The sequence below is a fragment of the Ureibacillus aquaedulcis genome, assembly GCF_030418165.1.
In the GTDB taxonomy this organism is placed as follows: Bacteria; Bacillota; Bacilli; order Bacillales_A; family Planococcaceae; genus Ureibacillus; species Ureibacillus aquaedulcis.
This window is the reverse complement of record NZ_JAUHTQ010000005.1, coordinates 116,286-130,574: the sequence shown is the minus strand read 5'-3', so window position 1 is coordinate 130,574 and position 14,289 is coordinate 116,286. Positions and strand designations below refer to the sequence as shown.

Below are 14,289 nucleotides of genomic sequence, written 5' to 3'. Positions count from 1 at the left end.
TACTTATAAAATTCCTTTAGTTGAGCGGTCTAGCACACAAGCATCGAAAGCCGCTTTCTTGTGTCTCCACGACTTGTCTTTTATGAAATTTATTATTTTTGATTTTATTGGATGCATTGTTTACGAAAACATTTAATTTCACATTATAGAGATGCTCGTGTTTTTATGAAAATAAGGGTAGAATATTAACAAAGATTAGTTAATAGTTTAACTTTTGGGTCTTCCCCTAAATTTTGTTCTATTTGTAAAAGTATCGTTATAACTTTTTTGAAATTCTCACATTCATTTCATTTTATGCTAATGTGTGTAATAAGAGGATAGTAGGAGGTTCTTTACGAGAATGAAAAGAATTGCCGTATTAACAAGTGGAGGAGATTCTCCTGGAATGAACGCAGCCATTCGTGCTGTAGTACGAAAAGCGAATTTCCATGGCGTTGAAGTAATGGGCGTTTACCATGGATATGAAGGGTTCATCGATGGCAAAATGGAGCTGTTGGATTTAGGCTCGGTAGGTGGAATTATTCAGCGCGGCGGGACAAAATTATTTTCTTCACGCTGTCCCCAATTTAAAGAAGACGAATATCAGCTACAGGGTATAAAAAAGATGAAAGAAGCTGGCGTAGAAGGCCTTGTCGTAATTGGAGGAGACGGTTCTTACCGGGGGGCTTTGGAACTTACAAAAAAAGGGTTCCCAAGTGTAGGAGTGCCTGGAACAATCGATAACGATATACCCGGTACTGAATACACTATCGGCTTTGATACTGCACTGAATACTGTAGTGGAATCAATCGACAAAATCCGTGATACCGCAACTTCGCATGAAAATTCGTTCATAGTGGAAGTAATGGGCAGAGATGCCGGGGACATAGCCTTGTGGGCAGGACTTGCAGCAGGTGCCGAATCAATTTTAATACCTGAAGAGGAATACGATATTGATGATATTATCTCCCGCATTCAACATGGTATTGCCCGTGATAAAAAGCATAGCATTATCATTGTGGCTGAAGGTGTCATGGCTGGAAATGAATTGGCAAAAATATTAAAAGAAAAGGCAGACATTACGACGAGAGTATCGGTGCTTGGACATATTCAACGCGGCGGATCACCTTCTGCCAGGGATCGTGTGCTCGCAGGACTTTTTGGCGCAAAAGCTGTAGAAGTATTGCTTGAAGGAAGAAGTGGACGGGCAGTCGGCATCAAAAATCATCAGGTTTATGATTATGATCTAGAAGAAGCATTTTCGAATAAGCATAAGGCAGATCTAAGCCTTTATACATTGTCGAAAGAACTTTCAATATAACTAAAGTAAACGGAGAGAAAACTATGAGAAAAACAAAAATCGTTTGTACTATAGGTCCAGCTAGTGAATCGAGTGAAATGCTTACCAAACTAATGGAAGCAGGCATGAATGTAGCCAGATTAAACTTTTCCCACGGGAATCACGAAGAACATGCAGTTCGAATCGCAACAATTCGAGAAGTAGCTCAAAAACTGAATAAAACAGTAGGAATTTTGCTAGATACAAAGGGTCCCGAAATTCGAACTCATACAATGGAAAACGGTGAGCTGCACCTTCAGCAAGGACAAGTCATCGACATTTCGATGACCGAGGTAGTAGGGAATGAAAACTGCTTCTCTGTTACGTATGAAAACTTGATTGAAGACGTTGACCAGAACGATCGAATTCTTTTGGACGATGGTTTGATCGAACTTCGTGTGTTGGCAAAAGATTTGGAAAAAGGTCTGATCCATACAATTGTTGAAAATGCCGGTCTTTTGAAAAATAAAAAAGGTGTAAACGTACCCGGTGTATCTGTAAAACTTCCCGGAATCACGGAAAAGGATGCACAGGATATTTTATTTGGTATCGAGCAAGGTGTTGATTTTATTGCCGCTTCTTTTGTTCGTACTGCCAAAGACGTGCTTGAAATCCGTGAATTGCTTGAATCAAATAATGGCAGTCACATTCAAATCATACCTAAGATCGAAAACCAAGAAGGTGTCGATCATATTGATGAAATTATTCAAGTTTCGGATGGATTGATGGTTGCACGAGGAGACTTGGGGGTTGAAATACCGGCAGAAGAAGTGCCGCTTGTTCAAAAGACACTTATTAGAAAATGCAACTTGGTAGGCAAGCCGGTAATTACTGCGACGCAAATGCTGGATTCAATGCAGCGTAATCCGCGTCCAACTCGAGCTGAAGCAAGCGATGTTGCCAATGCCATTATTGATGGAACAGATGCCATCATGCTTTCCGGTGAGACAGCGGCAGGACTTTACCCAGTAGAATCTGTTAAAACAATGAATAGAATTGCCGAGTATACGGAGAACTCGTTGGACTATCGAACAATCGTAAATACACGCAGCAAGGAAAAAGGGGCAACAATGACGGAAGCTCTTTCTCAAGCTGTTGCTTATACATCGATTAACCTGGGGGTAAAATCTGTGCTTGCACCTACAGCAAGTGGAACAACCGCTAGAATGATCGCAAAATATCGTCCTGGTGTGCCTATCATTGCCATAACAAATATCCCTTCAACAGCTCAAAAGTTAACCCTTGTTTGGGGAGTAACACCAATTGTTACACAAAAAGTAACTACAACAGACGAAATCCTGGAATTGTCAGTAGATGAATCATTGAAGCACGGCTACGTAGATCATGGAGATGTAGTGATTATTACGGCAGGAGTTCCTGTTGGCGAGGCTGGTACAACGAACCTAATGAAAGTCCATGTAATTGGTGATTTATTAGCAAAAGGGCAAGGTGTTGGCAAGCTCTCTGTAGTCGGCAAGGCGATTGTGGTGAAAAACGCTGAAGAAGCTAGAAGCTACGATACCGAGGATGCCATTTTAGTAACGGTTGGTACCGACCGTGAAATGATGGATGCAATTAACAAATGTGCAGGAATTATTACAGAAGAAGGCGGTTTAACAAGCCACGCTGCTGTCGTTGGATTAAGTCTTGGCATTCCTGTAATTGTAGGTGTAGATGAAGCCACAACATTAATTCGCCATGGACAAGAAATCACGATGGATGCAGAAACAGGTGTAATTTATAAAGGGCATGCAAGTGTTTTATAAACCAAAGAATTGAATATCCTATAAAAAGGGGACACCTCAATCTTAATTGAGAGTGCCCCTTTAATCTCTTATAAGCCACTGGAACTTATCACCTTATAAATCGTATATAAATACTACCGAAGTTCATTCGAAAAATGGAGGTTTACCAATGAGAAAAATGATAGGTGCTTTTATAGCAACCATCCTAGTCGAAATAGCTATTTTTATAGTAGTTGGAAAAGTGCTGGGTGTATTCAATACATTAATGCTAATAATAGTTACTAGTATAATTGGCGTTATCATCGCAAAAAAGCAAGGAATGCAATCTATTCGAAATCTACAAAACAGCCTTTCGGAAGGAAATCCTCCGGGAACGGCTATTATTGATACTTTTTTAATATTTGTAGGGGGCATATTATTAGTAGCGCCAGGGTTTTTAACGGATTTCCTAGGTATAACCCTTATTATCCCACTTACAAGAAAATTGTATAAGCCTGCAATCTACTACTGGTTAAGAAGCAAGTTAAAAAAAGGCCAAGTGTTCATTATTCATAAATAGATTTTTGTTTAATCCTCACTGCAATCAGTAACAGGAACGGGCTAATTAATATGCCGTAAACTCCGAACAATAATATAGAGGCAGCGCTGATGAAGAAAGTATGCACAGTTCTTAGATGGAAAGTTGATGCCCATAATAGCGACTCGGCGATCTGGCGTGTCAACTGTATAAAGATATAAAGGATGATCAATGAAATACAAAGGAACTTTTCTCCAATTACAAAGAAATAGATGGCAATCGGAATCAGGAATAAGCCGATGCCGAAAAATGGCAGGGCATCTGCCAACGAAATTAAAAAGGACTTGCTAATAGGGTGTTCAAACTGCAATAGTGCCAGTCCAAAGCTTAATAATAAAAAAGTAATGATAAATAGTTGAAATTCAACATAGAGAAAGTATCCAAAAAGACCTGTTGCCTTGGAGAAATAACCTTTCCATTCGTCGCGATACTGTTTAGGTACATAGACGAAAAACCAGTATCTGTTTTTTCTGGATTCGAAGATGGAGAAAAAGAAGGCAACGATAAAAATAAAAAGTTCAATGATATAAGTCAAGATATCTTGCAAAATATTTGCCAGACCCATAATGGCACCATCAATATAGGAAAGCGACTTATTGAATATGGTTTCCAGCAATATATGATCACCCGAATTAAGAATATCCAGATTTTGAACTTGCACCTTCACTTCAGGGTAGATAGAGATAATGCTTTGGACGGTCATAAAAAAGAATGCATAAGTTGAAAGGAATATAATTACTGAAACCAAGATAGCACTTATTATGTATGGCATTCTTAAACTTTTATGAAAAAAGTTGATGACAGGATATAAAAAGTAAGCAAAGAATATGGCTATTGATACAGGTAATATAAGCCATAAAATAATAAAGTATAAGATTAATACTAAATATTTTATGTTTTTTTTGTATGGAAAACCGTTCTTTTTGCTAGTTTGCAATATTTCCACCTCTATTTCATATAATTGCCATCTCTTTTGAGACGTTTTTCTCTCCTTTAAACATGTTTTTCATTAACTAATCCATATTTTCTTAATTTGGTTCAATTTCATTCACAAAGCCGTCAAAATTTATTATAATATGGGATGTAAGCGATTTACTTATAGGTTCACATGAGCAGAATTTTTTAGGTGCTATAAAAAGAAAGCACTTACAACTAAAATCTTTATAAAGAGGGAGCGATTTTTTATGACAGCAACACGCGGTTTAGAAGGTATCGTAGCTGCAGAAACTAAAATCAGTTCAATTATCGATGACACACTTACATACGTTGGATACGATATTGATGATTTAACTGAAAATGCTACATTCGAAGAGGTAGTATATTTACTTTGGCATACACGTTTACCAAAAAAAGACGAGCTTGCAGAGTTAACTAAAGAATTAGCCGAAAATGCTGAAGTACCTCAAGCTATCTTTGACCAATTTAAATCATATCCATTAGATACAGTACATCCAATGGCTGCACTTCGTTCAGCTATTTCAGTATTAGGTGTTTTTGATTCGGAAGCAGATGAAATGTCTCCTGAAGCAAACTACCGTAAAGCAATTCGCCTACAAGCTAAAATTGCTACTGTAGTTACTGGTTTCTCTCGTATCCGTAAAGGTTTAGAACCAGTTGCACCAAAACCTGAATTAGGATATGCTGCAAACTTCCTATATATGTTACATGGTAAAGAACCAGCACCGATCGAAATTGAAGCATTCAACAAAGCTTTAGTTTTACATGCCGACCATGAATTAAACGCTTCAACATTTACAGCACGTGTTTGTGTAGCTACATTATCTGATGTATATTCAGGCGTAACTGCTGCAATCGGTGCGTTAAAAGGTCCTCTTCACGGTGGAGCTAACGAGCAAGTTATGAAAATGTTATCTGAAATTGGTTCACTTGATAATGTTGAATCTTATATCCAAACAAAACTAGATAACAAAGAAAAAATTATGGGATTCGGACACCGCGTATACCGCAAAGGCGACCCACGTGCAAAACATTTACGTGAAATGAGCGAAAAATTAACTAAATTGACTGGCAAACCAGAACTATATGAAATGTCAGTGAAAATTCATGACATGATTGTTGGGCAAAAGAAACTTCCAGCAAACGTTGATTTCTTCTCAGCATCAGTTTATGATTCATTAGGAATCGAACATGACTTGTTCACACCAATCTTCGCAGTTTCTCGTACATCAGGTTGGATTGCACATATTTTAGAACAATATGCGAATAATCGTCTAATTCGTCCTCGTGCAGAATATGTTGGACCAGGAATGCAAAAATACGTATCAATCGAGGAAAGATAATTTTTATAATATATGTTAAAATTGTCTAGGACTGTGAAATCACAGTCCTAGATTTATGAAAATAGGGAGGCAACATCTATGTCTAAAATTGCAGTAGAAAACGGCGTACTTCAAGTACCAAATAATCCAACGATTCCTTTCATCGAAGGTGACGGAATTGGTCCAGATATCTGGGCTGCAGCATCACGCGTAATCGATGCAGCTGTTGAAAAAGCTTATAACGGCGAAAAGAAAATTGAGTGGCTAGAAGTACTTGCTGGTGAAAAAGCATTCAACCAAACTGGTGAATGGTTACCACAAGAAACTTTAGATAAAATTAACGAATACTTAATCGCAATTAAAGGACCTCTTACAACTCCAATCGGTGGCGGTATCCGTTCCCTAAACGTTGCATTGCGTCAACAACTTGACCTATATGTATGTTTACGTCCAGTACGTCACTTCGAAGGTGTACCTTCTCCAGTAAAAAAACCAGAAGATGTTGATATGGTAATCTTCCGTGAAAATACTGAAGATATCTATGCTGGTATTGAATATGCTCAAGGATCTGAAGAAGTGAAAAAAGTAATCAACTTCTTGAAAGAAGAAATGGGCGTTAACAAAATCCGCTTCCCGGAAACTTCAGGTATCGGTATTAAACCAGTATCAAAAGAAGGTACTGAACGTTTAGTGCGTTCTGCCATCGAGTATGCTATCAAGCATAACCGTCCTTCTGTAACTTTAGTTCACAAAGGTAACATCATGAAATTCACTGAGGGTGGATTCAAACAATGGGGTTATGATTTAGCTGAACGTGAATATGGCGAGCAAGTATTCACTTGGGATCAATATGACCGCATCAAAGAAGCAGATGGCGTAGAAGCTGCCAACAAAGCTCAAGACGAAGCTGTAGCTGCTGGTAAAGTAATCATTAAAGATTCTATTGCTGATATCTTCTTACAACAAATCTTGACTCGTCCAAATGAGTTCGATGTAGTAGCTACTATGAACTTGAATGGTGACTATATCTCTGATGCATTAGCTGCACAGGTTGGTGGTATCGGTATCGCTCCAGGAGCTAACATTAACTATGTTACTGGACATGCAATCTTCGAAGCAACTCACGGTACAGCTCCAAAATATGCTGGTCAAGACAAAGTGAACCCATCTTCAGTATTACTTTCAGGTGTATTAATGCTTGAACACTTAGGATGGCAGGAAGCTGCAGACTTAATCACTAACTCTGTAGAAAAAACAATCGCTTCTAAAGTTGTAACTTATGACTTTGCCCGTTTAATGGATGGCGCTACAGAAGTTAAATGTTCAGAGTTCGCTAACGAATTAATCAACAACCTTTAATCTTAGCAAAATTAAAAATGTAAAATAAAATGGGTAGCTTTTATGAATAAGGTAGCAATACTTTATGAAATATTAGCTACCCTTCTTTTTACCCTTTCCGTTTTTGGATATATTAATAGTAGATGGATAAATTACCAATTTTAAATAACGATTTGATAAACACCGTTCTTCCCTAAAATAAGGAATCAAAATCAGGTAAAAGGAGTGTTGGCAATATGTCTCTGAAACGAAAAAAAATATCTGTTATCGGTGCAGGTTTTACTGGTGCAACGGCAGCGTTCCTAGCTGCTCAAAAAGAACTGGGAGATGTGGTACTGGTTGATATTCCCCAGGCGGAGAACCCAACAAAAGGGAAAGCCTTGGATATGTGGGAGGCAGCACCTGTACAAGGTTTTGATTCGCACGTAAAAGGTACTTCCGACTACGCGGACACTGCGGACTCCGATTTAGTGATTATTACTGCAGGTATAGCGCGAAAACCTGGGATGAGCCGTGATGATTTAGTTCAAATAAATCAAAAGGTTATGAAATCAGTGGCCGGGGAAATTGCCAAATATTCACCGAATTCAACAATCCTGGTTTTAACAAATCCTGTAGATGCCATGACTTATACAGTATATAAGGAATCGGGATTCCCTAAAAACCGTGTAATTGGACAATCGGGGGTTTTGGATACGGCTCGATTCTGTGCATTTGTTGCCGAAGAATTAAATATATCCGTTAAAGATATTAGAGGTTTCGTACTAGGTGGACATGGCGATACAATGGTTCCACTGACTCGCTATTCATATGCGGGCGGCATACCTTTGGAGACACTAATTGCCCCTGAGCGTTTAGAAGAAATTGTACAGCGGACACGAGTGGGCGGTGGAGAAATCGTAAATCTGCTTGGTAATGGTTCTGCCTACTATGCACCAGCTGCAGCCCTTGTAGAAATGGCTGAAGCAATCATAAAAGACCAAAGACGTATCTTGCCTTCCATTGCCTATTTGGAGGGGGAATACGGCTATGATGGCATCTACCTGGGTGTCCCTGCATTACTTGGTGCAAATGGCATCGAAAAAATCTTTGAACTCCAATTAACAGAACAGGAAAGAGCAGCACTGGATGTATCGGCACAAGCGGTGAGAGAAGTAATGAAGGTGTTGGAATAAGAGTGTTGATTAAGTCGAGTGGGGCAACCTCACTCGATTTTTTAATGCAGTATTAGGGGATAGATTTCCCAGCTTCATTCCCCAACATAAACTTATTTCATTCCCTATTTCTAGAGATTGTTATTTTCACTAAAAATTGATACTATGAAGGTAACTGAGAAAGCGAAGGGGTTGCTGCGTAATTGCTGTTACGTAAGGGTATGAAACTCGGAAAGAAGATTGATGAAATCATTGTTGGAGAAAAGCTGCTATTAAACGAAAAGATTGAAGACAAAGATTTACTGCTTTATCTAGGCTTGACTAACGATAATAATCCACTATATATTCAGCATGATTACGCGGTCGGAACACCATACAAAAAACCGATTATTCCTGCGATCATGTTAAATGGAATCATTACTTCTGCCATATCCAAACACCTGCCTGGACCCGGCTCACATATTCGCGAACAGAATATTTTATATTTAGAGCCGGTGTATCTAAATGAAACAATCCAACTATTACTTGAGGTACAGCATATCGATCTAAATCAAAATATACTTGAAATCTATGTGAATGCATTTAAAGAAAAGAATATACAAGTATTGGATGGCGTACTTAAGGTAGTACCACCTTATTAGAGTTTTGTTTTCTGATTTGAAATGGGGGTTTCAAATCATCATTGGAGGTTGTATATGTTAAAAACAATTTTGGTCGTAGAAGATGAAGTATCAATTGCAACATTATTACAATATAATTTAGAGCGCGTTGGATACGAGGTACTGCTTGCTCATGATGGGAAAACAGGCTTTGATATGGCCCTAGAACATTCACCAGATCTTATTTTATTGGACTTGATGCTGCCCACTATGGATGGGATGGAAGTATGTAAGGAGCTTCGCAGTCAAAAACGCAATATACCGATTATTATGCTGACAGCAAGAGATGACGAGTTTGATAAAGTATTAGGTTTAGAACTTGGTGCAGATGATTATATGACAAAACCATTTAGCCCGCGAGAAGTAATCGCTCGTGTGAAAGCCGTTCTGCGACGGTTTACACCAGTTCAGCAACAAGAGGAAGAAGAACCGGAAAATGTAGTTTATAACTTTGGCAAATTACAGGTGTTCCCGAATCGGTTCGAAGCATTTCTTGAAGAAGAGTCATTGGAATTTACACCAAAAGAATTCGAACTGCTCGTCTATCTATTGGAAAATAAAAATCGCGTATTAACCCGAGATCAGCTGTTAAGCGCTGTATGGAATTATGATTTTGCCGGCGATACACGAATTGTTGATGTGCATATCAGCCATTTGCGGGATAAAATTGAGGAAAATAGCCGAAAACCGAAGTTCATTAAAACGATCAGAGGAATCGGATATAAATTCGAGGAGCCCAAAAGCCTATGAAGGCATACCGAAATCGATTATTTGTTACCTTCATGATTTTAACCGGTTCTGTTTTAGCTGTCCTTGGCTTTATTTTGGGTCAGCTTTTTCCTTTTATAATAGAGAACTTTGCAGCAAAAACTAATCTGGAATTCGACCTAGTGCAGGTAGAAGAGATAGGGAAACAATTTTCCTCTATCATTGCTTTTTTAATTTTGGTTAGTTTTGTGCTCATATGCTTAGTTGCAAATCATCTCATTCGGAACTTATTAGATCCGATTGAAAATATCACGCTGACTGCTAAAGAACTCACGAAAGGAAACTATCGAGCCCGTGCTTATGCACTTGGACCTGTAAGTATTGTTGAATTAAGAAATTCCATCAATATTCTAGCGAGAAACCTGCAAGAGCTTGAGAAGCTTCGCGAAATCGAAGATGAACGACTAAAAACGCTAATCGAGAACATGGGCAGTGCTCTTATTATGATTGACCGTGAGGCGGTCGTGTCAATTGTAAATCGGCAATTTCTGGACGGATTTGAATTATCAATTGATGAAGTCAAAGGGTACAACTTTTTAACATTGGGCTTACCAACCGAGTTGGAAAAATTTATAGACCATGTTTTTTTAACGGAACTTCCTTATCGCAAACAAATAGAAGTGGAAATCCAGCAGGAGATTCAATATAAGCAAGTTTATGGGGCACCTGTCGTTGGAGATCATGGGCGCTGGCTCGGCGTTGTAATCGTTATGCATGACATCTCGGAGCTGATACGCCTTGAGCAAATACGCAAGGACTTTGTTGCGAACGTATCCCATGAATTGAGAACGCCGATCACTTCCATTAAAGGATTTTCGGAAACTTTATTGGATGGTGCTTTTAAAGATGAAAAAATGCTTATCTCTTTCTTGGATATTATTTATCAAGAAAGTAATCGCCTTCAGATGCTGATTCAAGACTTGCTGGAGTTATCGAAAATTGAACAGCATGGATTCTCCGTTAATATTGCTCCGGCGAGTTTGCAGGAAGTGTTGATTCGTGCAGTAGAACTAACAAGTCCACGCCTGGATGAGAAGAACATGCAGTTTGATGTGGATATTGTCCGGGATGTCATGGTCATGGGAGATTTCAATCGACTGATTCAAATTTTCACGAATCTGATTACGAACTCCATTACCTACTCTCCTGAAAATACTGCCATTACACTACGCATCAAGTCGAATAGTGAGTTTGGCATTATCGAAGTAGAGGATCAGGGGATGGGCATCGAGAAAAGTGAAATTGCTCGTATTTTTGAACGATTCTACCGGATAGATAAAGCACGTAGCCGAAATTCGGGAGGTACGGGTTTAGGGCTTGCTATTGTAAAACACTTGGTGGAAGCTCACCAAGGGAAAATAAACGTAGAAAGTACAGTGGGAAAAGGTACTTGCATGAAAGTATTAATTCCATTAAAAAAGTAACTTAACAATAGCTTTACAATAATGTTATTGTACCTTCATATTTCTATCATATGATTATTAATAGAAACCCCCCCTGTTTCAAATTTGTAATTAGATAAACATACATGAAAGAAAATGTCCCAATCAGCAGGGGCATTTTCTTTTTTTGGGGGCAAAAGATTTGCTTAAATGAAACTTTACTAACATCAACCGGTAAATATATAGGAGAAAACTATTAACACAGATCCTAGCTTAAATTTTGTCTAGTTGAGTTAGGCATGCGCGTGTTCGTCACGGGAGCGATGTTCTCGCTGCCACAAAAGCCGCAGTTCTAACTCTATTATTAAAAATGAGTTGGCTTAAGAGGCCACCCCATTTTCTATACCCGATTCTCTGATTCGACATCAAAGAAAAGTGCTTTATCCATATCGAAGAATAGTTCTATTTCTTCTCCTGGGACAACAATCGTGTCAGGATGCACGCGAGCGATAAAGGATTGTTCTTCAATCATGGAATGCAATATTAATTCGGAGCCCGTTAACTCGGCCACTTGAATTTTTTCTTTCACCTTGCAAACTTTTTCATTTGAAAGTGCAATTTTATTTTGATTGATATATTCAGGACGGATGCCTAATTTGATTGCCTTTCCTTCGTAGCCTAGTAACTTTAACCTTTCATACTGACCTTCTGGAATTTTTAACTGGTAGCTTCCTAAAGTAAACAGTCCATTCTCTATTTTGCCATGAAAGAAATTCATGGCAGGTGCACCAATAAAACCTCCTATAAAAATGTTGTTTGGGCGATCGTACACTTCTTTTGGAGCGCCAATTTGTTGAATGATCCCGTCCTTCATCACTACTAATCGTGTTGCCATTGTCATGGCTTCTGTTTGATCATGTGTCACATACACCGTTGTTGTACCAAGTCGTTGATGGAGCTTCGAAATTTCTGCCCGCATCTGGACACGTAATTTTGCATCTAGATTAGATAAAGGTTCATCCATTAAAAAAAGACTCGCATCCCTCACAATTGCACGGCCCAATGCAACACGTTGTCTTTGGCCGCCTGATAGGGAGGAAGGTTTTTTCTTTAAGACATTTGTTAGCTCCAAAATGTCAGCGGCCTCCTTTACCCGTCTATCAATCTCCTTTTTTGATAATCTTCGAAGCTTGAGTCCAAATGCCATATTACCGTATACATTCATATGGGGATAGAGTGCATAGTTTTGGAATACCATAGCAATATCACGATCTTTGGGGGCTACATCATTCATTTGCTTTAATGCAATTCGCAAAGAGCCATCCGTAATTTCTTCAAGACCCGCAATCATTCTTAGTGTTGTAGACTTTCCGCAGCCTGATGGTCCGACCAAAACGATAAATTCCTTCTCCTCAACGATTAAATTAAAATTGCTTACAGCCTGGGAACCATCAGGATAGGTTTTGCAAATATTCTCCAATGCCAGAGCTTCCAATAAACATCCTCCTTATGAAAACTTTTCGAGTATACATTTCAAATTTCAGATAATGTAGGCATATTATATAGGGTTCATCAGAAAAGCCAATGATTTTATTACGTCTATTTTATGCATCTCTTTAAGAATCCATTTCTCGATATTTCCAGATAATTGTTGAATATCCGTAATAAGGTGTAACCGATTACAAAATAGTGATGAAAAGGAGAGGATTCGTATGCAAAAGGGCATTAAAATAATATCTCCTTGCGGCATTCTCGGGTATGGGTTTCCCGAACAACCTTTTTTGGACGCTTTCAACGAGAAAATTCATGGAATAGTGGTGGATGCAGGATCTACAGATGCAGGTCCTCATAAATTAGGAGCGAATGTTTCGATTGTAAGTCGCCGTGCACTAAAAAAGGATTTGTCTATCATTCTTCAAAAAGGTTTAACGCATCGAATTCCTGTCATCATTGGTTCATCAGGGGGAGCAGGAGCCAAAAAACATGTTGAGTTAACTGTAGAAATTGTAAGAGAAATATTGGCTGAGCTAAATACCCATGCCAGGATCGGGATCATCTGGGCGGATTTTAAACAACAGACAATTATTGACGCATTAAAGGAAGGACGCATCACGCCATTAAGTTCTAATATCCCGAACCTTACAATTGAGACGATATTGGATACCAAAACCATTGTGGCACAAATGGGCCACGAACCTATCTTAAAAGCATTAAGGCAGCGATGTGACATTATTTTATGTGGACGAAGTTATGATCCGTCTCCTTTCGCGGCTTTGGGAATTTATCATGGAATGGACCCGGGGTTATCGTATCATCTAGGAAAAATATTGGAGTGCGGGGCTTTATGTGCAGAGCCCGGAACGACAAAGGACGGCATTCTCGGTACGCTTTACAGGGATTCTTTTACTGTGCAGGCCTTGAATCCAATGCGAAAATGTACACCAACCAGTGTGGCGGCACATACATTCTACGAAAAAGAGCATCCGTTTATATTGCATGGGCCAGGCTTTAAACTTAATCTTGAAAACTGTGAATTTAATGAAGCAGGGGATGGAGTAATCGAAGTTCGGAACAGTCAATATATTGCTGATGATGAAATGCGGATTAAGTTAGAAGGAGCTCGAAAAATTGCCTATCGTACGTTTGTTATTGCAGGCATTCGAGACCCGCTATTAATCAACCAATTAGAGGAGGTAGAAAAAGAAGTCGTTAGGCAAGTAAGAAATTACTTTGCAGAGATTTCCGTGAATGATTACAAAATAAATTTCTATCATTACGGGAAGGATGCCGTTTTGGGTGAGCAGGAGCCCAGCCTCTTTTTTGGACATGAAATTGGGGTCATGTTCGAGGTATTGGCTAAAGATCAGGAATTGGCCAATGCGATTTGTGCCAATGTTAGATCCACCTTTTTGCATTTCGGCTATGTGGGGCGAAAATCGACAGCCGGAAATCTAGCTTTTCCATTTGCTCCGAGTGATATCGAGTTTGGCCCTGTTTATGAATTTTCTATTTATCATTTAATGCGAATTACACAAGACCCGTTCCTTTTGGAGATAGTGGAGGTATGAA

12 protein-coding genes are annotated in these 14,289 nt (G+C 38.9%); 10 read left to right on the top strand and 2 right to left on the bottom strand.

All coding sequences use genetic code 11. The features are described 5' to 3' along the window. Nucleotides 1-340: 340 nt before the first annotated feature. The 3 genes from pfkA to QYB95_RS08990 all read left to right on the top strand — a co-directional run bounded on the left by pfkA (nucleotide 341) and on the right by QYB95_RS08990 (nucleotide 3,622). The gene (gene pfkA, locus QYB95_RS09000; RefSeq protein ID WP_301138005.1) at nucleotides 341-1,300 is read left to right on the top strand and encodes a 6-phosphofructokinase; all 960 of its coding nucleotides are present in this window, start codon (nucleotides 341-343) and stop codon (nucleotides 1,298-1,300) included. 23 nt (nucleotides 1,301-1,323) lie between these two features. Continuing rightward, entirely contained in the window at nucleotides 1,324-3,084 is a 1,761-nt protein-coding gene (gene pyk, locus QYB95_RS08995) for a pyruvate kinase (protein WP_301138004.1), read from the top strand. Between the two features lie 148 nt (nucleotides 3,085-3,232). Beyond that, complete coding sequence (locus QYB95_RS08990) at nucleotides 3,233-3,622, top strand: FxsA family protein (RefSeq protein WP_301138003.1); 390 nt, start codon at nucleotides 3,233-3,235, stop codon at nucleotides 3,620-3,622. Here QYB95_RS08990 and QYB95_RS08985 read toward each other — a convergent pair. Continuing rightward, nucleotides 3,609-4,586, bottom strand: a complete 978-nt coding sequence (locus tag QYB95_RS08985; protein ID WP_301138002.1) for an AI-2E family transporter — start codon at nucleotides 4,584-4,586, stop codon at nucleotides 3,609-3,611. The two genes, QYB95_RS08990 and QYB95_RS08985, sit on opposite strands and share 14 nt — an antisense overlap. Before the next feature lie 238 nt (nucleotides 4,587-4,824). Between QYB95_RS08985 and citZ the strand changes: the two genes are divergently transcribed. From citZ to pnpS, 6 genes are all read left to right on the top strand, one after another. Continuing rightward, complete coding sequence (gene citZ, locus QYB95_RS08980; protein WP_301138001.1) at nucleotides 4,825-5,940, top strand: citrate synthase; 1,116 nt, start codon at nucleotides 4,825-4,827, stop codon at nucleotides 5,938-5,940. 78 nt (nucleotides 5,941-6,018) lie between these two features. After that, nucleotides 6,019-7,278 (top strand): NADP-dependent isocitrate dehydrogenase, encoded by a 1,260-nt coding sequence (gene icd, locus QYB95_RS08975; protein WP_345783712.1) that lies wholly within the window; start codon nucleotides 6,019-6,021, stop codon nucleotides 7,276-7,278. A gap of 215 nt (nucleotides 7,279-7,493) precedes the next feature. Next, a complete protein-coding gene (gene mdh, locus QYB95_RS08970; RefSeq protein ID WP_301138000.1) occupies nucleotides 7,494-8,432 on the top strand; it encodes a malate dehydrogenase in 939 nt (312 codons plus the stop codon). 185 nt (nucleotides 8,433-8,617) lie between these two features. After that, nucleotides 8,618-9,052: a MaoC/PaaZ C-terminal domain-containing protein gene (locus QYB95_RS08965; protein ID WP_425609192.1), complete on the top strand. Its 435-nt coding sequence runs from the start codon at nucleotides 8,618-8,620 to the stop codon at nucleotides 9,050-9,052. 54 nt (nucleotides 9,053-9,106) lie between these two features. After that, nucleotides 9,107-9,820 (top strand): response regulator transcription factor, encoded by a 714-nt coding sequence (locus QYB95_RS08960; protein ID WP_301137998.1) that lies wholly within the window; start codon nucleotides 9,107-9,109, stop codon nucleotides 9,818-9,820. Further along, entirely contained in the window at nucleotides 9,817-11,262 is a 1,446-nt protein-coding gene (gene pnpS / locus QYB95_RS08955) for a two-component system histidine kinase PnpS (RefSeq protein WP_301137997.1), read from the top strand. The genes QYB95_RS08960 and pnpS overlap by 4 nt, the downstream gene beginning before the upstream one ends. A 358-nt stretch (nucleotides 11,263-11,620) precedes the next feature. Here pnpS and QYB95_RS08950 read toward each other — a convergent pair whose 3' ends face one another. Next, nucleotides 11,621-12,715: an ABC transporter ATP-binding protein gene (locus QYB95_RS08950; RefSeq protein WP_301137996.1), complete on the bottom strand. Its 1,095-nt coding sequence runs from the start codon at nucleotides 12,713-12,715 to the stop codon at nucleotides 11,621-11,623. A gap of 217 nt (nucleotides 12,716-12,932) precedes the next feature. Here QYB95_RS08950 and QYB95_RS08945 point away from each other — a divergent pair, with 217 nt between their 5' ends. Further along, entirely contained in the window at nucleotides 12,933-14,288 is a 1,356-nt protein-coding gene (locus QYB95_RS08945) for an acyclic terpene utilization AtuA family protein (protein WP_301137995.1), read from the top strand. Nucleotide 14,289 lies beyond the last annotated feature (1 nt).

What these genes read in the sequence shown, in the direction of transcription:
- QYB95_RS08945 (WP_301137995.1), top strand. Translation starts at nt 12,933, where the DNA reads ATGCAAAAGGGCATTAAAATAATATCTCCTTGCGGCATTCTCGGGTAT.
- pyk (WP_301138004.1), top strand. Translation starts at nt 1,324, where the DNA reads ATGAGAAAAACAAAAATCGTTTGTACTATAGGTCCAGCTAGTGAATCG.
- QYB95_RS08990 (WP_301138003.1), top strand. Translation starts at nt 3,233, where the DNA reads ATGAGAAAAATGATAGGTGCTTTTATAGCAACCATCCTAGTCGAAATA.
- icd (WP_345783712.1), top strand. Translation starts at nt 6,019, where the DNA reads ATGTCTAAAATTGCAGTAGAAAACGGCGTACTTCAAGTACCAAATAAT.
- QYB95_RS08960 (WP_301137998.1), top strand. Translation starts at nt 9,107, where the DNA reads ATGTTAAAAACAATTTTGGTCGTAGAAGATGAAGTATCAATTGCAACA.
- mdh (WP_301138000.1), top strand. Translation starts at nt 7,494, where the DNA reads ATGTCTCTGAAACGAAAAAAAATATCTGTTATCGGTGCAGGTTTTACT.
- citZ (WP_301138001.1), top strand. Translation starts at nt 4,825, where the DNA reads ATGACAGCAACACGCGGTTTAGAAGGTATCGTAGCTGCAGAAACTAAA.
- pnpS (WP_301137997.1), top strand. Translation starts at nt 9,817, where the DNA reads ATGAAGGCATACCGAAATCGATTATTTGTTACCTTCATGATTTTAACC.
- pfkA (WP_301138005.1), top strand. Translation starts at nt 341, where the DNA reads ATGAAAAGAATTGCCGTATTAACAAGTGGAGGAGATTCTCCTGGAATG.